Origin of the sequence: Methylobacterium sp. Leaf99, assembly GCF_001422375.1 — a bacterium.
GTDB lineage: Bacteria > Pseudomonadota > Alphaproteobacteria > Rhizobiales > Beijerinckiaceae > Methylobacterium.
On sequence record NZ_LMMU01000011.1, the window covers coordinates 56,344 to 74,721 of the forward strand.

General features: G+C 71.8%; 16 protein-coding genes. 7 read left to right on the forward strand and 9 right to left on the reverse strand.

Annotation, left to right across the window (positions count from 1 at the left end):
* Positions 1-10 precede the first annotated feature (10 nt).
* Positions 11-1,885, reverse strand: a complete 1,875-nt coding sequence (locus ASF28_RS19320) for a M3 family oligoendopeptidase (protein WP_056096596.1) — start codon at positions 1,883-1,885, stop codon at positions 11-13.
* 281 nt (positions 1,886-2,166) lie between these two features.
* On the opposite strand from ASF28_RS19320, the gene ASF28_RS19325 reads away from it, so the two are divergent.
* From ASF28_RS19325 to ASF28_RS19335, 3 genes are all read left to right on the forward strand, one after another.
* Entirely contained in the window at positions 2,167-3,657 is a 1,491-nt protein-coding gene (locus ASF28_RS19325) for a sigma-54-dependent transcriptional regulator (protein WP_056096599.1), read from the forward strand.
* A gap of 148 nt (positions 3,658-3,805) precedes the next feature.
* Complete coding sequence (locus ASF28_RS19330; RefSeq protein WP_056096601.1) at positions 3,806-5,851, forward strand: L,D-transpeptidase family protein; 2,046 nt, start codon at positions 3,806-3,808, stop codon at positions 5,849-5,851.
* A 216-nt stretch (positions 5,852-6,067) separates the two neighbouring features.
* Positions 6,068-7,552: a DUF882 domain-containing protein gene (locus ASF28_RS19335; RefSeq protein WP_443189755.1), complete on the forward strand. Its 1,485-nt coding sequence runs from the start codon at positions 6,068-6,070 to the stop codon at positions 7,550-7,552.
* An 85-nt stretch (positions 7,553-7,637) separates the two neighbouring features.
* Here the strand turns inward: ASF28_RS19335 and ASF28_RS19340 are convergent, their stop codons facing one another.
* Together ASF28_RS19340 and ASF28_RS19345 are read right to left on the reverse strand one after the other, a co-directional pair.
* Entirely contained in the window at positions 7,638-7,904 is a 267-nt protein-coding gene (locus ASF28_RS19340; protein ID WP_056096607.1) for a DUF2312 domain-containing protein, read from the reverse strand.
* A gap of 167 nt (positions 7,905-8,071) precedes the next feature.
* Positions 8,072-8,395, reverse strand: a complete 324-nt coding sequence (locus ASF28_RS19345; RefSeq protein ID WP_056096786.1) for a DUF1244 domain-containing protein — start codon at positions 8,393-8,395, stop codon at positions 8,072-8,074.
* Positions 8,396-8,634: 239 nt separating this feature from the next.
* On the opposite strand from ASF28_RS19345, the gene ASF28_RS19350 reads away from it, so the two are divergent.
* Positions 8,635-8,904 (forward strand): hypothetical protein, encoded by a 270-nt coding sequence (locus ASF28_RS19350; protein ID WP_056096609.1) that lies wholly within the window; start codon positions 8,635-8,637, stop codon positions 8,902-8,904.
* A 70-nt stretch (positions 8,905-8,974) separates the two neighbouring features.
* Here ASF28_RS19350 and ASF28_RS19355 read toward each other — a convergent pair whose 3' ends face one another.
* Entirely contained in the window at positions 8,975-9,712 is a 738-nt protein-coding gene (locus ASF28_RS19355; RefSeq protein ID WP_056096612.1) for an N-formylglutamate amidohydrolase, read from the reverse strand.
* 219 nt (positions 9,713-9,931) lie between these two features.
* On the opposite strand from ASF28_RS19355, the gene ASF28_RS19360 reads away from it, so the two are divergent.
* Positions 9,932-11,236: a glycerate kinase type-2 family protein gene (locus ASF28_RS19360; protein WP_056096615.1), complete on the forward strand. Its 1,305-nt coding sequence runs from the start codon at positions 9,932-9,934 to the stop codon at positions 11,234-11,236.
* Between the two features lie 82 nt (positions 11,237-11,318).
* Complete coding sequence (locus tag ASF28_RS19365) at positions 11,319-11,702, forward strand: DUF1036 domain-containing protein (protein ID WP_147709692.1); 384 nt, start codon at positions 11,319-11,321, stop codon at positions 11,700-11,702.
* Between the two features lie 53 nt (positions 11,703-11,755).
* On the opposite strand, the gene ASF28_RS19370 is transcribed toward ASF28_RS19365, so the two are convergent.
* Both ASF28_RS19370 and ASF28_RS19375 read right to left on the reverse strand, forming a co-directional pair.
* Complete coding sequence (locus ASF28_RS19370; RefSeq protein WP_443189756.1) at positions 11,756-14,008, reverse strand: molybdopterin cofactor-binding domain-containing protein; 2,253 nt, start codon at positions 14,006-14,008, stop codon at positions 11,756-11,758.
* A 17-nt stretch (positions 14,009-14,025) separates the two neighbouring features.
* Entirely contained in the window at positions 14,026-14,541 is a 516-nt protein-coding gene (locus ASF28_RS19375; RefSeq protein ID WP_056096619.1) for a (2Fe-2S)-binding protein, read from the reverse strand.
* Between the two features lie 269 nt (positions 14,542-14,810).
* Between ASF28_RS19375 and pyk the strand changes: the two genes are divergently transcribed.
* Positions 14,811-16,247: a pyruvate kinase gene (gene pyk, locus ASF28_RS19380; RefSeq protein ID WP_056096622.1), complete on the forward strand. Its 1,437-nt coding sequence runs from the start codon at positions 14,811-14,813 to the stop codon at positions 16,245-16,247.
* Between the two features lie 107 nt (positions 16,248-16,354).
* On the opposite strand, the gene ASF28_RS19385 is transcribed toward pyk, so the two are convergent.
* From ASF28_RS19385 to ykgO, 3 genes are all read right to left on the reverse strand, one after another.
* Complete coding sequence (locus tag ASF28_RS19385) at positions 16,355-17,353, reverse strand: alpha/beta fold hydrolase (RefSeq protein ID WP_056096624.1); 999 nt, start codon at positions 17,351-17,353, stop codon at positions 16,355-16,357.
* Between the two features lie 5 nt (positions 17,354-17,358).
* Entirely contained in the window at positions 17,359-17,973 is a 615-nt protein-coding gene (locus ASF28_RS19390; RefSeq protein WP_157085659.1) for a tetratricopeptide repeat protein, read from the reverse strand.
* A gap of 78 nt (positions 17,974-18,051) precedes the next feature.
* Positions 18,052-18,177, reverse strand: coding sequence for a type B 50S ribosomal protein L36 (gene ykgO / locus ASF28_RS19395; protein ID WP_055886195.1), 126 nt, complete (start codon positions 18,175-18,177; stop codon positions 18,052-18,054).
* Positions 18,178-18,378 lie beyond the last annotated feature (201 nt).

Consider the following 18,378-nt stretch of genomic DNA (forward strand, 5'->3'; position numbering starts at 1 on the left):
CAAGCCGTCGTCAGCCCTCCATCGCCTCCAGCTCGGCGATCATGCCCTCGATCATGTTGAGGCCGATCTGCCAGAAGCCCGGATCGCGGGCGTCGAGGCCGAAGGGAGCGAGGAGTTCGCCGTAGGGCTTGGCGCCGCCGGCCGAGAGCAGGGCGAAGTAGCGCTCGACGAACCCGTCCTCGGCCTTGGCGTAGACGCCGTAGAGGGAGTTCACGAGGCAGTCGCCGAAGGCGTAGGCGTAGACGTAGAACGGAGAGTGGATGAAGTGCGGGATGTAGGCCCAGAACGGCTCGTAGCCCGCATCGAGGGTGATGGCCGGGCCGAGGCTCTCGGTCTGCACGGACATCCAGAGGGCGTTGATCTGCTCGGCGGTGAGCTCGCCCTCGGCGCGGGCGAGGTGGACCTTGCGCTCGAAGGCGTAGAACGCGATCTGGCGCACCACCGTGTTGATCATGTCCTCGACCTTGGCCGCCAGCATGGCCCGGCGCTGGGTCGTGTTCGTGGTGGCGGCGAGCAGTCGGCGGAAGGTCAGCATCTCGCCGAACACGCTCGCGGTCTCGGCGAGCGTCAGGGGGGTCGGCGCCATCAGGGCGCCGTTGGGGCCGGCCAGCACCTGATGCACCCCGTGGCCGAGCTCGTGCGCCAGGGTCATGACGTCGCGCGGCTTCCCCTGGTAGTTCACCAGCACGTAGGGATGGGCCGAGGGCACCGTCGGGTGGGCGAAGGCGCCGGGCGCCTTGCCGGGCCGCGTCGGTGCGTCGATCCAGTTGCGGTCGAAGAACGTCTTGGCGATGCTGGCCATGCGCGGGGAGAACGCGCCGTAGGCGTCGAGCACCGTGTCGCGGGCCTCCGTCCAGGGGATCGTGCGCTGCTCGACCTTCGGCAGGGGCGCGTTGCGGTCCCAGTACGGCAGGGCCTCGACCCCGAACCACTTCGCCTTCAGGGCGTAATAGCGGTGCGACAGGCGCGGATAGGCCGCCTGCACCGCCTCGACCAGGGCATCGACCACCTCGGGTTCGACCCGGTTCGACAGGTGTCGGGATTCGGCGACATCGGTGAAGCCGCGCCAGCGGTCGTTGATCTCCTTGTCCTTGGCCAAGGTGTTGGTGATGAGCGTGAAGGTGCGGAGATTCGCCCGGAACACCTCGCCGAGCGCGCCGGCGGCCTCCTTGCGCACGGTCCCGTCGGGGTCCTGCAGGCGGTTCAGGGTCGGTTCCAGGGTCAGCTGCTCGCCCTGTACGGAGAAGCGCAGGGACGCGATGGTGCCGTCGAACAGGCGGTTCCAAGCCGAGCGGCCGGTCACCGACTTCTCGAGGAACAGCTTTTCCGTGCGGTCGTCGAGCTGGAACGGTTTTTCGCGGCGCAGGTCCTCGATCCAGGGGGCGTAGGCCGCGAGCGGCCCGTCGGCCATGGCCGCGTCCAGGGTGGCGTCGTCGATGCGGTTGAGTTCGAGGGCGAAGAACAGCAGGTGGCTGGAGGCCGTGGTGAGGCGCTCCTGGGTGTCGCCGTAGAATTTCTCGCGGGCCTCGTCGGTGGTGTCGCCCGAGTAGACGAGGCCGGCGAACGACATCAGCCGCCCGAGGAGATCCTCGATGGCCTCGTAGGCCCGAACCGCCTCGGCGAGGCGGGCGGAAGCGTCCGGGCCGGTGGCGAGGGCTTCCAGGCGGCCGGCATAGAGTTCGGAGACCTCGCGGCAGGCCGCCTCGGCCCGGGCGAGGTCGGCGCGGAAGTCGGGGGCGTCGATGCCGGAATAGAGGTCGCTCAGGTCCCATTCGGGCAGGGCGCCGAGGTCGGCGGCGTGTGCGGCCGCCCGTGCGGCGCTCGCCCCCTCGGGAGTGGCGACGATGCCCGCGCGGACGGCATGGGCGACGGCTCGGCTCGGCATGATGGGCTGCTTCCTGGGGGCTGGGCACCGGCGTGCCGTGGCCGGTGATATCGAGCGGGCGGGCCCCGCGATCAACCGCCTTGCGCGTGAAAGCCAGGGTCCTCGCGCGGGAAAATTCCGGGTGCGGCGTCGGCACCCGGCGATCCCCGGAAAAGTCCGATCGTCGTTAAGCGCGGCTTTACGCTCTTGGGGCACCCTGCGGATCGAAACGAAACAGTCCGGCGCCGCCCTCCGAGCCCGTCTCGCGATGCGGCCGCCCTCCCCGGATCGAGGCGCAGCCCATGACGACAACGGTCCTCATCGTCGACGACGATCCCGTGCAGCGTCGCCTCGCCGAGGCGATGGTGCGCCGGCTCGGCTTCGACGCGAAGGTCGCCGAGAGCGGCAAGGACGGCCTTGGCCTCCTGCGCTCGGGCGAGCCCATCGACGTGATGCTCCTCGACCTCGTCATGCCCGGCGGCCTCGATGGCCTCGGCGTCATGGCCGAGATGCGCAAATCCGGCCTCGACGTGCCGGTCATCGTCCAGACCTCCAACGGCTCCATCGACGCCGTCGTCACCGCCATGCGGGCGGGCGCCGTCGACTTCGTGGTCAAGCCCGCCGGCGCCGAGCGCCTGCAGGTCTCCATCAAGAACGCCCTCAAGGTCGATCAGCTCGAGGAAGAGGTCCGCCGCATGCGCCGGCGCGCCTCCGGCTCCCTCTCGTTCAAGGACCTCACTTCGAAGAGTCCCGACATGGAGCGGGTCATTCGCCTCGCCGAGCGCTCGGCCAAATCCAACATCCCGGTGCTCATCGAGGGCGAATCCGGGGTGGGCAAGGAGGTCCTCGCCCGCGCCATCCAGGGCTCGGGCGACCGGCGCGGCAAGGCATTCGTCACGGTCAATTGCGGGGCGATCCCCGACAACCTCGTGGAATCGACCCTGTTCGGCCACGAGAAGGGGGCGTTCACCGGCGCCACCGAGCGCCACATGGGCAAGTTCGTCGAGGCGTCCGGCGGCACCCTGTTCCTCGACGAGATCGGCGAGCTGCCCCTCGACGCCCAGGTGAAGCTCCTGCGCGCCCTGCAGGAGGGCGAGGTCGATCCCGTCGGCGCCAAGCGCAGCGTGCGCGTCGACATCCGCCTCGTCTCGGCGACGAACCGCTCGCTCCTCGATCTCGTCAAGCAGGGCCGGTTCCGCGAGGATCTCTACTATCGCCTCAACGTCTTCCCCATGACCCTGCCGCCGCTCCGCGCGCGCCGCGAGGACATCCCCGACCTCGTGCGCTCGTTCTGCGCCCGGTTCGCGGCGGAGGAAGGCAAGAAGGTCCGCGCCATCACCCCCGAGGCCATGGCGCTGCTCACCCGCTACGGCTGGCCCGGCAACGTCCGTCAGCTCGAGAACGCCCTGTTCCGCGCCGTGGTGCTGGCCGATGGCGACGAACTCACCGTGGCGGAATTCCCGCAGATCGCCGCCCAGGTCGAGGGCTTCGACGTCCGCATCCCGGCCGCACCCGTGCAGCCCATGGTCCAGGCCGGGGCGCCCGAGCCCGTGCGCGAGATCGTCCGGGTCGAGGTCCGCGATCCCCACGCCATGAGTCTCGTGGCCGAGGAGACCGGCGAGATGAAGACCATGGATGGCCTGGAAGCCGAGATCATCCGCTTCGCCCTGCAATTCTACCGGGGCCGGATGTCCGAGGTGTCCCGCCGCCTCGGAATCGGCCGATCCACCCTCTACCGCAAGCTCAAGGAACTCGGCCTCGACGGCGACGACAAGGCCGAGGAAGCCGCCTGAGCGACCCCACCGGTCGCCCGGAACCGAAATGACACAGGCCCGCCCCTCGAAGGGGCGTGCCATGGGGACGTGCCGTTGCGCACCCGTGCGCGCCGGTCGATATCTTTAACTGAAGCGACCGGCCGTCCGGTCCGCAGGAGTTGCACCCATGGGCGTCACGCGCTCCGCCTCCGTCGCCGTGTCGGCCCTCATCGCGGGCTGCCTCGGCTACGGTGCCCACGCCGAGGTCGCCGCACCGGACCGACCGGACGCGCCCGTCATGCAGAAGGCCTCCGTCGATCCCGCGGTCCCGGAGGCTTCGAAGCCCGTGGCCGCGCCGGCCTCTCCGGTGGCTGCTCCGGCATCTCCCGTGGCTGCGCCGGCTTCCCCCGTGGCTGCGCCGGCCTCGCCCGAAGTCGCCGTTCCGCCGTCCGAATCGTCTCCCGCGCCCACCGCCGAGGTGCCCCCGCCGGTGCCGAGCGATCCGCTCGCCGCCGCCGTGGCGGCCCGCCTCGCGGATTCCGCGCCCCTGCTGCCCCGCCTGACCACGAAGGATCGCGAGGCGATCCAGGCCTTCTACGCCCTGGGCGCCTTCAAGCCCGTCTGGATCGTCGACGGGGCCTACACTGCGGCCGCCAAGGCGGCCGCGGCGCGCCTCGCCACCGCCGGCGAGGACGGCCTCAAGGCCGCCGCCTACCCGGTGCCGGTTCTCGGCACCCAACCCCTCACCGAAGCCCAGGTGGCGGATGCCGAACTCAAGCTCTCGGCGGCGGTCGCCCTCTACGCCCGCGACGCGCGCGGCGGCCGCATCCACCTGCCCAGCCTGTCGCGCCTCATCACACCGACCCTCGAGCTGCCCGCCGCCGACGCGGTGCTGGGCCGGATCGCCCCGGCCGGGGCGCAGGCCGGCGCCCTGCTCCAGGCCTACAACCCGAGCCAGCCCGGCTACCTCGCCCTGAAGGCCCGCCTCGCCGCCGCCCGGGGCGGCCACGCGCCCGGGGCCGAGCCCACCGTGCAGCTGCCGGCCGGGCCGGTGCTGAAGCTCGGCATGCACAACCCCCGCGTGCCGGCCCTGCGCGCCCGCTTCGGTCTCGCGACCCGCACCGCCGGCACCCTCGACGCCGCGCCGGGCGAGCCCGACACCTACGATTCCGCCGTTTCGGCCGCCGTCGCCGGGTTCCAGCGCCGCCGGGGCCTGCCCGTCACTGGCACCCTGACCCCGCAGACGGTGGCGGCCCTCGGCCGGCCCGACGCCGCCCCGCACGCCGATGAGAACGAAGGCGCCCTCCTCGTGAACATGGAGCGCTGGCGCTGGCTGCCGGCCGACCTCGGGCGCGACTACGTGATGGTCAACATCCCCGAGTTCCAGGTCCGGGTGTTCAAGGACGGCCGCAAACGCGACGAGGCTCGGGTCATCGTCGGCAAGACCGAGAGCCCGACGCCGATCTTCTCGGGCCTGATGGAATACGCCGTCGTCAACCCGTCCTGGAACGTGCCGCCCTCGATCCTGAAGAACGAGTTCCTGCCCGGCCTCGCCCGCGACCCGAACTACGCCGCGCGCCGCGGCTACGAGGTGGTCTACCGCAACGGCAACGTCTCGGTCCGCCAGCCGCCGGGCGAGCGCAACGCGCTCGGTTTCATCAAGTTCATGTTCCCCAACAACCATGCGGTCTACCTGCACGACACGCCGAACCGGTCGCTGTTCGCCGGGTCGCGCCGGGCCCTCAGCCACGGCTGCGTGCGGGTGGACGATCCGTTCCGCTTCGCCGATTCGGTGCTGCCCGACGCGTGGTCCGGCGAACGCCTGAAGAAACTCATCGGCAAGGGCGAGCGCACGATCCGCCTCGCCGAGAAGCTGCCGGTGCATCTCGCCTACTTCACCGCGTATATCGACGATGCCGGCTCGTATCGCACCCTGCCGGACCTCTACGGCTACGATGCCCGCATGAAGATCGCGCTGGGCCTCGCCCCCGGCAGCCTGCTGGTGGCGAAGGCCGACAAGCCGGCACCCAAGCTCGCAGCCCCCAGGCTCGGCGCGCCCAGGCCCGCCGCCGCGCCGGCCGCCGAGGTACGGCGCAGGCCCGTGCGCGAGGTCCGCTCCGTCGAGGCCGCACCCGTCCGTCCGGCCCGCACCGCCGCCCGCCCGCCGGCGGATTTCGGCGAGCCCGGCCTGTGGACCCCGGCGCCGTCGAGGCCCTCCACCGGCTGGTGGTAGGCGCCTTCGGGGGGAGACCGCCCGAAACCGGTGGGAAACCGCCCCGCGTGCGTCCGCGCACGCCGGGGCACGATTTCGCCACGGTTGGACCTTAGCCATAAAGTGCATCAACCGGCGAACCGCCGAGGACCCGATAACCCGACGTTCACGGTTTTCGGCAACCTTGCGTTCACCATGATCCCGCCGCGCGGGATCTGGCAGAGGGTGAGGACGAACGTGCGTCAATTCCTGCGACACGGACCGCGGTCCAGCGCGCGTCAACCGCGCCTGCGGCGCGCCGCCATCGCCGCCTCCGGCATCGCCCTCGCCCTCGTCGCCGGCACGCGCGGCACCCAGGATGCGGTGGCCAATGGCGACACCCGCACCCTCTCGATCTTCCACAGCCACACCAAGGAAAGCCTCACCGTCACGTTCAAGCGCGACGGGCGCTACGACCGCGCCGCCCTGGAGCAGCTGAACTGGCTCCTGCGCGACTGGCGCGCCGAAGAGGCGACCAAGATGGACCCGCGCCTGTTCGACACCGTGTGGGAGGCCTACCGCTCCGTCGGCTCGGCCGAGCCCATCACCGTCGTCTCGGCCTACCGCTCGCCCGGCACCAACGCCATGCTGCGGCGCCGCTCCCGCGCGGTCGCCGAGTACAGCCAGCACATGCTCGGCAAGGCGATGGACTTCTACCTGCCGGACGTATCCATCGACCAGATCCGCGCCGTGGGCATGCGGATGCAGCGCGGCGGCGTCGGCTGGTATCCGCGCGCGGGCTCGCCCTTCGTCCACCTCGATGTCGGCTCCGTGCGCTCGTGGCCGCGCATGACCCACGATCAGCTCGCCCGCCTGTTCCCCGACGGCAAGACCGTCCACCTGCCCGCCGACAACCGCCCCCTGCCCGGTTACGAACTCGCCCGCGCCGAGGTCCTGGCCCGCGGCGGCACCGTGCTCGGCATCACCCAGGTGGCCCAGGTGGACGAGGATGACGGCCCGAGCATCCGGGGCTTCTTCGCCAGCCTGTTCGGCGGCGGCTCCAGCAGCGAGACGCCCGCCCCCGCACCGTCCCCCACGGCGCGGCCCCGCGCCAAGCCGACGGCGGTCGTGGTGGCGAGTGCCGACCCCGACGACCAGACCGGCACCCGCGCGGCCCTGGCCTACGCGGCGCCCGCCGCCAGCGACACCCTCAACACGGCGCTCCTGCGCCGCGACGGGCGCGACGCCCAGAGCCTGCTAACCGCCGAGACGAATGCGGAGCCCGCGAGCCCCGACGTCGCGGCCAAACCGACGGCCGCGATTCCCCTGCCCCCGCGCCGTCCGGCCGAGTTCGCCGCCGTGGCCGCGGCGCTGGCCATGCCCCTGCCCCCGGCGCGCCCGCCGGTTCAGGTCGCGGGCCTCGGTGTCGCGGGCATGGCCAATCTCGCCCCCGCGCAGACCCAAACGCCAACCCCGGCCCGCCTCGTGGCCGCCACCGCCGATCCGAAACTCCAGCTGCGCGCCCTGTTCGCCGCCGCCGCGCAGGGGGCCTCCGAGCCCGCGAGCCGCGCCGCGCCCGTGCGCCTCGCCGTCACACGAGCCAAGCTCGACGGCGCGCCGGACGGCAGCCTCGGCCAGCCCGCCGCCGTCGCCACCCGGTTCTCGACCCGCGCCCCCGGCGACGACCTGACGGCCGGCCGTTTTTCCGGCTCGGCCACCCGCGCGGTGCCGGGCGCGCGCTGAGCGTCGCAGCGCGCCGGGAAAACCAGAAGGGCCGCGGCACGAATGCCGCGGCCCTTCTGGTTTCAGCCCTGGGCCGGTCCCGGCCTCACACCATGCCGAGCGCCTGCATGTAGAGTTCGAGGATGGCTTCTTCCTCCTGGCGCTCGGCGTGATCTTTCTTCCGCAGGGAGATGATCTTGCGCAGGGCCTTCACGTCGAAGCCGGTGCCCTTGGCCTCCGCGTAGACGTCCTTGATGTCCGAGGCGAGGCCGGCCTTCTCCTCCTCCAGGCGCTCGATGCGCTCGATGAAGCTCTTGAGCTGGTCGGCGGCGACGGACGAAGCATCGACGGCGGGTGCGGCGGAAGCGGCCATGGCTGTCTCAATCCCTGACTGGCGGGGCGCACGATTCGAAGAATGCGCCGGAACCGCTTCACTAAGCGTTCAAGCTTACCGGGTTGTTACGGCCCCCGGCCGGGACCGGTCCTAAGGGCTAAGCTTTTGTTCCTGAACGGGCTTTCGCCGGCCCCCCGGGCCCGAGTTCAGTGCGGGTCCGCCGCCGCTTTGGCGAAGGCCGCCTGCTGCTCCGGCGTCGCGTCGGGCTGGTGCAGGCGCTTCCAGTCGGCGTAGGGCATGCCGTAGACGGCCTCGCGGCTCGCATCCTTGGTGAGCGGCAGGCCCTTCGCGTCGGCGGCGTCCTTGAGCCAGTTCGACAGGCAGTTGCGGCAGAACCCGGCCATGTTCATCAGGTCGATGTTCTGCACGTCCGCGCGCCCCTGGAGGTGGGCGACGAGGCGGCGGAACACGGCGGCTTCGAGCTCCGTGCGGGTGGCGGCGTCGATTTCGGGCGTGCTGGGCTCGGTCATGGTGATGTCCTCGGTGTCGTGCGGGGCTTCGGTGTGGTGCACGGCTCCCCTGTGACAGGTCGTATCGAGGCCCGCGCCGTCAAGGACGGGGCGGGCAAATCGGATTCGTGGCCTCCGCTTCCAGTCGAGTGCCAAACCGCACGACGTCCGGTCCGGGGCGGGCCTACATCAGCGCTACACAAGAACTCACGGCCCACCGCCTTTCCGACGGAGACCGCGATACTGAAAGGCCCAACGTCATGAACATCCGTCTTGCTTCCGTCGCCGCCGCCGCCATCTTGAGCCTGAGCGCCGTTGCTTCGCCGGTTCTCGCGCAGAGCTACACCGCACCCGCGGGTGTCCTGGCCCATGCGGCGCCTGGCTACGCCACCGACCGCGCCCTCGACGACGAGCTCACCACCGGCTCCATCGCCCCGCGCCGGGACGATGTCTCCGCCAAGGAGGGCAACGCCGAGCAGAACAGCTTCCCGGTCTGGCAGTACGGCCGGACCTCGGGCGGCACGCGCTAAGCCCGAAGCGTCCACCAGGATCGGCCGGACGGCGGGGCGAAAGCCCCGCCGTTTTCGCGTGTGCGTCGGGTCAAGGCAGGAGCGGGCGCAGGAGCTTGGCGAAGCGCGTCGCCCATTCGACTTGGCCGGGCTCGTCGGCGATGAGGTCCTGGCGGATCTCCACCAGGGCGTTGCGCAGGCCGCGGGCCAGGGCGTGCCGGTCGATGGTGTCGCCGGGTAGGCCGCCGCCATAGGGCTCGTTGTCGCCCACCGTGAGGCCGGCGGGGTCGGCGCGCAGGCCCGCGATGAGGGGCGCGCTCAGGCGGTCGTCGCCGTCCCACAGGATGCCGACGTGCCAGGGGCGCGGCACCGTGCGCCAGTACGGCGTGAAGCTGTGCAGGGTGAGGATCGCCGGCGGCACGCCCGTGGCTTCCGCCGTCGCCACGTGTGCGTCGATGGCGGCGTCGAACGGTTGGTAGAACCGGCGGATGCGGTCCTGCTTGCCGGCCTCGTCGATGCGGGCGTTGCCCGGCACGATGGCGCCGTCGGAGAGGCGCATCACCAGGGTCGGGTCGGCCCGGCCCCGGTTGGGGTCGATGATGAGGCGTGAGAACCGGGTCAGGATCGCGGGCACGCCCAACTGCGCGGCGAGGTGCCGGGTCACGGCCGCCGCGCCGATGTCGTAGGCGATGTGGCGGGCGTATTCGTGATCCGGCACCCCGAGGCGGTCGAGGTCGTTGGGCACGTGGTTCGAGGCGTGGTCGCAGATCAGCAGCAGGCCCCGGGCCGGATCGCCCGGGATGGTCTCGACGGGATGGGGTGGCAGCATGGGCGGCGGGGTCCTGAAGGCTCGGGCAGGCGGGTGCAAACATCCGGCCGCGCGGTCGCACAGCTTGCCGCGACGGCGGGCGTCGGGCACAGCACGTATCGCGGACAAGCGCGGGCACGGCAACAATCCGGCCCGCACGAATCCGTCCCGCGAAACAACGATCCGGCGGGGCAACGCCGGGCGGCCTTCCTCGACCTTACCGCGATACACGGACACGCCATGACCGCGCCCTCCTCCGACCACGACGCCGCCCGCACCCTCCTCCTCGGCATCCTCGACGAGGCCATCGCCGCCGCCCATCCGGCGCGCTGCCTCGTGCCGCACCTGCCGGCCCCCGGCCCCGGCCGGCTCATCATCCTGGGCGCGGGCAAGGCCGGCGGCTCCATGGCGGCGGTGGCGAGCCGGTTCTACCGGGAAGAGCACGGCGTCGATGCGAGCCGCATCGTCGGCCTGGCGGTAGCCCGCCACGGCTACGGCGAGGAAGCGCCGATGATCCGCATGGTCGAGGCCGGGCATCCGGTGCCGGATCAGGCCGGCATCGACGCGACCGCCGACGCCCTGAAGATCGCCGCCGACGCCGGCCCCGACGACGACGTGCTGGTGCTGCTCTCCGGCGGCGGCTCGGCCAACTGGATCGCGCCCGCCGGCGACCTGACGCTCACGGAGAAGCAGTCCATCACCAAGGCGCTCCTGCGCTCGGGCGCGCCCATCAACGAGATCAACTGCGTGCGCAAGCACCTGTCGCGGATCAAGGGCGGGCGCCTCGCCATGATGGCGCGCAACGCCCGCTCGATCCTGACGCTCGCGATTTCCGACGTGCCCTTCGACGATCCGGCGGTGATCGCCTCCGGCCCCACCGTGCCCGACCCCTCGACGCTCGCCGAGGCCCGCGCCATCTGCGAGCGGCGCGGCATCCCCCTGCCGGAGACGGCCAAAGCCCTGCTGAACGATCCCGTCAACGAGACCCCGAAGTCGGGCGACGTGGCCTTCGCCCGGGCCGAGTACCGCATCATCGCCCGGCCCATCGACGCCTTGGAAGCCGCCGCCGAGGCCGCCCGCCGCGCCGGCTACGAGCCGGTGATGCTCGGCCCCGACGTCGAGGGCGAGGCCCGGGCGGTCGCGGCCGAGCACGCCAAACTCGCCCTCGAGCACCACGCGGCCGGCGCGAAGGTCGCGATCATCTCGGGCGGCGAGCTCACCGTCACCATCGTGGGCGAGGGCCATGGCGGTCCGAACCAGGAATACGCCCTGGCGCTCGCCATCGCGCTGGATGGCGCGCCCGGCATCCTCGGCATCGCCGCCGACACCGACGGCACCGATGGCGGGCGCGGCGAGGCTACGGACCCCGCCGGCGGCCTCGTCGATCCCACCACCCTGACGCGCGCCCGCGCCGCCGGCCTCGACCCGGCGGCGATGCTCGCCGACAACGATTCGACCCGGTTCTTCGACACCCTCGGCGACCTCGTCCAGCCGGGCCCGACCCGCACCAACGTCAACGATTGCCGAGTCATCCTTGTTGGGTAAGGGGATGCTTCACCGCTGCTGCGCGAACCCTCTCCCCCGCAGGGGGGGGAGGGTCTTGGCGGCCGTGCTCGGCGTTCTCTGCATGACCGCCGCCCCCGCCCATGCCGACCTGCGCATGTGCAACCTCACCACCAGCAAGGTCGGTATCGCCCTCGGCTACCGCGACACGCAGGGCTGGGTGACGGAGGGGTGGTGGGACGTGGCGCCGAAGGGCTGCGAGACCCTGCTGAAGGGGACGCTGGCGGCGCGGTTCTACTACGTGTTCGCCGTGGACTACACGCGCGGCGGCGAGTGGTCCGGGCGCTCGCTCATGTGCACCAGGGACCGGGAATTCACCATCCGGGGCGTCGAGGACTGCCTCGCCCGCGGCTACGACCGCAACGGCTTCTACGAGGTCGACACCGGCGAGCAGAAGAGCTGGACGATCCAGCTCACCGATCCGAACCAGCCGGCGGGCGTGCCGTAGGTCTGGCGATGGCGGGATGGTGCACATGTCGCCATCCCGCCCTGCCCAGTGCCTCAGGTGGCGCTCAAGGACGCCTGCACCTTCGCGGGCGTGAACGGCACCGAGCGCAGGCGCGCGCCCGTGGCGTCGAACACCGCGTTGGAGATGGCGCTCGACACGATGGCCGCCGAGGGCTCGCCCGCGCCCCAGGGTTTTTCGCCGGGCCGGTCGATGAGCTCCATGACGATCTCGGGCGCCTCGGGGAAGGTGAGGATCGGGTAGGTCGCCCAGTCGAGGCTCGTCACCTGCGCCCGGTCGAAGGTCACCTCCTCCTTCAGGGTCCGGCTCACGGTCTGGAGGATGTTGCCCTCGAGCTGGTTGCGCACCCCGTCCGGGTTGATGATCTGGCCGCAATCCTGGACCACGAAGAATCGCGCCACCCGGATCGCGCCGGACCTGCGGTCCACCTCGACTTCGGCGACGCCCGCCACGTAGGTCCGGTAGAGCTCGTAGCGGACGTAGGAGATGCCGCGCCCGCGCACCACGTCGCCCTGGCTGTCGGCCTTCGGCGAGGGACGCGCCTCCCATTTGGCCAGGGTCATCACCCGGCGCAGAACCTCGGCGCCGCGCGGGTCGTCGAGGACGGCGAGGCGCGCCTCGGCCGGGTCCCGGCCGGCGGCGGCGGCGCATTCGTCGAAGAACGCCTCGTTGGCGAAGGTGTTCTGCATCCGGCCCGGCGTCCGGATCCAGGACGGGCGGAACGGCGTGTCGGCGAGCCGCCGGCACACCGTGCGGACGTTGGGGAGCGTGTAGGGGATCGCCGAGTTGTGGATGATGTTGCCCGGCGACATCGTGGTCTCGTGCGGCAGGCCGGCGAGGTCGGCCGCCACCAGGGGGACGTTGCCGGCCGACCCCTCGGGGATGAGGAACTGCGAGGTCCAGGCGAGGACCTTGCCGTCGGCGTCGAGGCCGGCCTTGAGGTCGATGAGGGTGGGCGGCCCCTTGGGGTCCCAGCCGTGCTCGTCGGCCCGCGACCATTGCACCCGCACGGGGCGGCCGACGGCGCGGGCCAGCAGGGTGGCGTCGGCGGCGGCGTCCTCGTGGCCGTTGCGGCCGTAGCAGCCGGAGCCCTCGACGTAGAGGCAGCGCACCTTGTCCGTCGGGATCGCCGTCATGGCGGCGAGCTGCCGGCGCAGGGCGTGGGTCATCTGCGAGGCGGTCCAGCAGGTGAGCGCCCCGTCCTTGATCTCCGCGATGGCGCAGGACGGCCCGATGGAGCCGTGGGTGTGGATGGCGAAATCGTAGGTCGCCGACAGGGTGCGGGCGGTCTTCGCCAGGGTCGCGTCCGCCGCCCCGACGTTGCTGGTGACATCCTCCTTGGTCACCCGCGTGGCGCGGACGTGATCCCAGAGCTTGGCCTGCTCGGGCAGGCCGGTGCCCGCCGACCAGCGCGCCTCGAGGGCGTCGGCGGCGCGGATGGCGCCCCATTCGGTCTTGGCGATGACGCCGAGGAAGTTGCCCTCGCGGACCACCCGGATCACCCCCGGCAGGGCCAGGGCCCGGCTGTCGTCCACGGATTCCAGGGTGGCGCCGAGGGCCGGCGGGCGCACCACCCGGCCGTGGACCATGCCGGGCACCCGCACGTCCTGCATGTAGGTGAAGGTGCCGAAGATCTTGGCGGGAATGTCGAGGCGCGCCACCGAGCGGCCGACCAGGGTGTAGAGCGCCGGGTCCTTCGGCTTGGCCGCCTTGTCGACCTTGAGGTCGAAAAGCCGGTCGCCGATGAGCTCGGCGAAGGCGATCTTTTGATCGTTGTCCGCGCCGACCACGGACCCGTCCGCGAGGCGCAGGGTCTCGGGCGCGACGCCGAAGCGCTCGGCAGCCATGCCGAGCAGGGCCTTGCGGGCCGTGGCCGCCGCCTGCCGGATCTGCGCGCCGCCGTTCTGGATCGACAGGCTGCCGTAGGTCGGCCCCTGGTCGGGGGTGAGGCCGGTGTCGCCCTGGATCAGCGTCACGGCGGCGAGCGGCAGATCGAGTTCCTCCGCCGCCATCTGGGTCAGGGCCGTGCGCACGCCGGTGCCGAGATCGACCTTGCCGGAATAGACGGTGACGCGGCCGTCCGCCCCGATGGTGAGGTAGGCATCGACTTCGTCGACGTTGACGGGTTTCGTCAGGCCCGCCGTCGGCAGGCCGGCGGGCGTGGCGGCGGGGGCCGCCGGGGCCTGGGCGGCCGCCGGACGGAGGGAGAACCCCACCACCAGGGCGCCGGCGCCGCCGAGCAGGGCGCGGCGCGAGAGGGCGGGTGTGTCGGAGATCATGCTGGACATGGCCAAAACCTCCCGGATCACAGGGCGGACGCGGCGCGCTGCACGGCGCGCACGATCCGGGCATGGGTGCCGCAGCGGCACAGGTTGTTCGCGAGGGCCTGGCGGATCGCGGCCTCGTCGGGCTTGGGGCTCTCGGTGAGGAAGGCGGCCGACTGCATGATCATGCCGTTGATGCAGTAGCCGCACTGGGCCGCCTGCTCGGCGATGAAGGCGGTCTGCAGGGGATGGGGTGCCTCTTCCGTGCCGAGGCCCTCGAGGGTGACGATCTTCTGCCCCGCCTTCAGGCTGGAGACCGGCGTGATGCAGGAGCGCACGGCGGCGCCGTCGATGTGGACGGTGCAGGAGCCGCACTGCCCCAGGCCGCAGCCGAAGCGCGGCCCGTGCAGGCCGAGATCGTCGCGCAGGACGTAGAGCAGGGGCGTGTCGGGATCGTCGAGGCCGACGCGCACGGCGCGCCCGTTGACGTCGAGGGACACCGGCCGGGCCTTGGAGGCTTCGGCCTTGGACGCTTCGACCTTGGATACTTCGGTCATGGGCGCTTCCTGAATGCTGTATTCTTGAATCGTTCCTAAGAAGGTGCGGGATCGCCGCATGGGGGTCAAGCAGCCCTATGGGGCATCCGCCGCGGCCCTTTCGCAGCCGTCTTCGCACCCCCGCGCCATGCGCCCGTCACGGGGCCGATTTATCCAGGCCGGGCGCGCTCCTTGACGGGGCCGCCATAGGGGTGCTTGTGGCCGCTCGCTTAACGTCCGGCCATCCGCGAGCCGGCGGGGCGCCGAAGTGCTTGGGATGGAGGCCGGTTTTGAAACGCTCACGCCGTACGAAGATCATCGCGACCCTGGGGCCCGCCTCCGATACCCCGGAGATGATCGAGAAGCTGTTTCGCGCCGGCGCCGACGTGTTCCGCCTGAACATGAGCCACCTCCCCCGCGAAAAGCTGCCCGAGAAGATCGAGGTCATCCGCACCATCGAGCGCGAGCTGCGCCGGCCCATCGCCGTGCTGGTCGATCTCCAGGGGCCGAAGCTCCGGGTCGCCGCCTTCGCCGAGGGGGCCGCGATCCTGGAGAACGGCGCCGCCTTCGTCCTCGACAGCGATCCGACGCCCGGTGACGTGACCCGCGTGTTCCTGCCCCACCCCGAGATCCTCTCGGCCCTCGAGCCCGGCCACGTCGTCATCATCGACGACGGCAAGCTGCGCCTCGTCGTGACGGAGGTGTCCGAGGGCCGCGCCGTGACGCGCGTCGTCATCGGCGGCCGCATTTCCAACCGCAAGGGCGTCTCGCTCCCCGACACTGTGATTCCCGTCGCCGCCATGACGGAGAAGGACCGGGGCGACCTCGAGGCCGGGCTCAACGCCGGCGCCGACTGGATCGCCGTCTCCTTCGTGCAGCGGCCCGAGGATGTCGCCGAGGTCAAGAAGGTGGCCGCCGGCCGCGCCCTGGTCATGGCCAAGATCGAGAAGCCGCAGGCCCTGACCCGCCTCGACGAGATCATCGAGATCTCCGACGGCATCATGGTGGCGCGCGGCGACCTCGGCGTCGAGATGCCCCTGGAGCAGGTGCCCGGCGTGCAGAAGCGCATCACCCGCAGCTCGCGCCGCATGGGCAAGCCCGTGGTGGTGGCGACCCAGATGCTCGAATCGATGATCACCGCGCCGGTGCCGACCCGCGCCGAGGTCTCGGACGTCGCCACCGCCGTCTACGAGGGAGCCGACGCCGTGATGCTCTCGGCCGAGAGCGCGTCGGGCGCCTTCCCCATCGAGGCCATCACCATGATGAGCCGCATCGCCGAGCAGGTCGAGCGCGACGCCCTGTACTGGACCATCCTCACGGCCCAGCGCTCCGAGCCCGACGCCACGGCGTCCGACGCCATCGCGGCGGCGGCTCACCAGATGGTGGATGCCCTGAAGCTCACGGCGATCATGGCCTGGACCCATTCGGGCTCCACCGCCCTGCGCCTCGCCCGCTCGCGGCCCAACGCCACGATCATCGCGCTGACCCCTAAGCGCGAGACCGCCCGGCGCCTGGCCCTGTGCTGGGGCACCCACCCCATCGTCACCAACGACGCCAGCGACGTCGACGACATGGCGTTCCGGGCGGCGAAGTTCGCCGTGCGCGAGCGCTTCGCCGAGATCGGCGACCGGGTGATCGTGGTCGCCGGCGTGCCGTTCGGGACGCCGGGCGCCACGAACCTCGTCCGCATCGCCTTCGTCACCCGCGAGCACGCCGCCAAGGCGTGAGAGCGGTTCTCACGAATCCCAGCCCCTGGCCGGGCTTCGTCAGGTTCGGCGGATAATTGCCGCCGTGCGGTTGCGCGGCCAGACCTCATCGGGGTCTGGCCCGAGACTCAAGGCGCGACCGGGCCCCGTTCCGCGGCGATCCGGTCGGCCAGGCGCGCGACTTCGTCCGCCAGGGCGTCGACGGCGACGTACTGGAGCATGTGGCCGATGCCCGGCAGCAGGACGAGGCGGGCGTTTGGGATCGCGGCGGCCAGCGGCACCGCCTGCCGGCCGGCGGGCACGGCTCCGTCGGCGTCGCCGGAGATCACCACCGTCGGCACCCTGAGGGTGGCGTAGCGCGGCGCCTGGACGGCGAGGGCGCCGGGCAGGCCGGCGAGGTCGTGGAGGTTCGCCCGGATCGAGCCGGGGCGCAGCACCAGGGCGGCGCGGCTGCGGTCGAGGTAGTCCGCCGGCGCCTCCTGCGGGCGGAACACCGCGCCGCCGACCCGCGGCAGGTAGTACAGCCCCACGGGGGTCGCGAGGGTCTGGCTGAGGAGCCAGGTCGCCGGCGGCCACAGGGCCAAGCGATAGGTCCACGGTACCGTTCCGGCCTGCGGATACGGCATCGCCACGGGGGCGGCGAGGACGAGGCCGGCGACCCGCTCGGGGTGGTCGAGGGCGATGGCCGTGGCGAGCGCCCCCGACCAGGAATGGCCGAGCACGATGGCCGGGCCGACCTTCATCCGTTCCAGGGCCTGCGCGATGGCATGCCCTTGCGCGGCCGGCGGGGCCATGTCGCGGCCGCCGAGGCGGTCGCTCCAGCCCGAACCGGGCCGGTCGAAGGCGATCACCCGAAAGCCGTCCGCCGCGAGGCGCCGGCCGATGCCCTCCATGGGGTCGGAGGCGTTGGCCGAAGCGCCGTGCAGGAGCACCACCGTGCCGCGCGCGGAGGGATTCGGACCCGCCTCGAGGCTGGCGAGGCGCCCGCCCGGCACCGGCACGAACGGCCCCTGCGGCGGGTGGCGCGCCTCGATCCGCAGGGTGATGAGCAGGGTCGCCAGGGCGCCGGCACCCAGCACCACCGCGACGAGGCCGAGCAGCCCCGCGAACACCTTGAGAAGCAGCATGGGGCCTACAGGTCCCGCCCGTCGACGTCGGGGGCGAGGCGGTCGATGGCACCCTGCAGCTTGTCCATGCGCGGATACAGGGCGGCGGCCCGCCGGAAGGCTTCCAGGGCCCGGACCTTCTCGTCCATGGACAGGTAGATCCGCCCCAGCGCCGCCCAGGCCTCGTAGTGCCGGGGCTCAATCACCAGGGTGCGCTTGAGATCGGTGATAGCGCCGGCGTGGTCCTTGAGCAGCCAGAACACCGTGGCCCGGCGGTTCCAGCCCTCGGACCAGCCCGGCTCCAGGGTGGTGGCCCGGTCGAGCAGCTCGATGGCGAGGGGAAAATCCTGGCCGCTCATGGCCTGGCGCGCCCGCTCCGTGAGCAGGTCCGCCGTGGCGCTGCCCGAGCGCCCGAGGCGCTGCTCGATGAGGCGGGCGACGCCCTTGGCCTCGGCATCGTCCTCCGCCGCCTTCAGGCGGGCGTAGAGGTCGTCCAGGCTGACGGCGGTCCGGGGCTTTTCGGGTTGCCTCGCGGTCGATTCGGGAGCCGGTTGGGCGAGGCACAGGGGGGCGCCGCCCACGCAAAAAGCCGCGACGAGCGCGGCTTTGAGAAACGTCCGAGGCGGGATCTGGCTGGGCATGGGGGGAGCTTCCTCGCCCCGCCCGGTGCCGTCAACCTGCCGGCTTGCCGCGCCCGCCTGGAGGCGGGCGGACGGGCCTCAGCCCTGGCGCGCCTTGAAGCGCTTCTGGGTCTTGTTGATGATGTAGACCCGGCCCTTGCGGCGCACGATCTGGTTGTCGCGGTGACGGCCACGCAGCGACTTGAGGGAGTTGCGAATCTTCATCGGTCTCACGTCGGCCGGACTTTGAAGCCCGCCGCCTGTCCATGGGGTCTCGGGAACGAGGCACCTCGAACGGCAGCCTCGGCGATGTGTGCGGACGCATCGCGGAAAGGCGGTTGCCTTATCAGGATTCGTACCGCCAAGGCAAGGCGGCGCGACGCGAATCCCGCCGTGCGGCCATGGCGGCGGCATCGGGGGACCGCA

Excerpts from the sequence above, each read along its gene's own strand:
- ASF28_RS19390 (WP_157085659.1), bottom strand. The coding sequence starts at position 17,973 with ATGCCCAGCCAGATCCCGCCTCGGACGTTTCTCAAAGCCGCGCTCGTC.
- ASF28_RS19340 (WP_056096607.1), bottom strand. The coding sequence starts at position 7,904 with ATGGCCGCTTCCGCCGCACCCGCCGTCGATGCTTCGTCCGTCGCCGCC.
- ykgO (WP_055886195.1), bottom strand. The coding sequence starts at position 18,177 with ATGAAGATTCGCAACTCCCTCAAGTCGCTGCGTGGCCGTCACCGCGAC.
- ASF28_RS19345 (WP_056096786.1), bottom strand. The coding sequence starts at position 8,395 with ATGACCGAGCCCAGCACGCCCGAAATCGACGCCGCCACCCGCACGGAG.
- ASF28_RS19350 (WP_056096609.1), top strand. The coding sequence starts at position 8,635 with ATGAACATCCGTCTTGCTTCCGTCGCCGCCGCCGCCATCTTGAGCCTG.
- ASF28_RS19365 (WP_147709692.1), top strand. The coding sequence starts at position 11,319 with ATGACCGCCGCCCCCGCCCATGCCGACCTGCGCATGTGCAACCTCACC.
- ASF28_RS19360 (WP_056096615.1), top strand. The coding sequence starts at position 9,932 with ATGACCGCGCCCTCCTCCGACCACGACGCCGCCCGCACCCTCCTCCTC.
- ASF28_RS19375 (WP_056096619.1), bottom strand. The coding sequence starts at position 14,541 with ATGACCGAAGTATCCAAGGTCGAAGCGTCCAAGGCCGAAGCCTCCAAG.
- ASF28_RS19330 (WP_056096601.1), top strand. The coding sequence starts at position 3,806 with ATGGGCGTCACGCGCTCCGCCTCCGTCGCCGTGTCGGCCCTCATCGCG.
- ASF28_RS19385 (WP_056096624.1), bottom strand. The coding sequence starts at position 17,353 with ATGCTGCTTCTCAAGGTGTTCGCGGGGCTGCTCGGCCTCGTCGCGGTG.
- ASF28_RS19370 (WP_443189756.1), bottom strand. The coding sequence starts at position 14,008 with ATGTCCAGCATGATCTCCGACACACCCGCCCTCTCGCGCCGCGCCCTG.
- ASF28_RS19325 (WP_056096599.1), top strand. The coding sequence starts at position 2,167 with ATGACGACAACGGTCCTCATCGTCGACGACGATCCCGTGCAGCGTCGC.
- ASF28_RS19355 (WP_056096612.1), bottom strand. The coding sequence starts at position 9,712 with ATGCTGCCACCCCATCCCGTCGAGACCATCCCGGGCGATCCGGCCCGG.
- ASF28_RS19320 (WP_056096596.1), bottom strand. The coding sequence starts at position 1,885 with ATGCCGAGCCGAGCCGTCGCCCATGCCGTCCGCGCGGGCATCGTCGCC.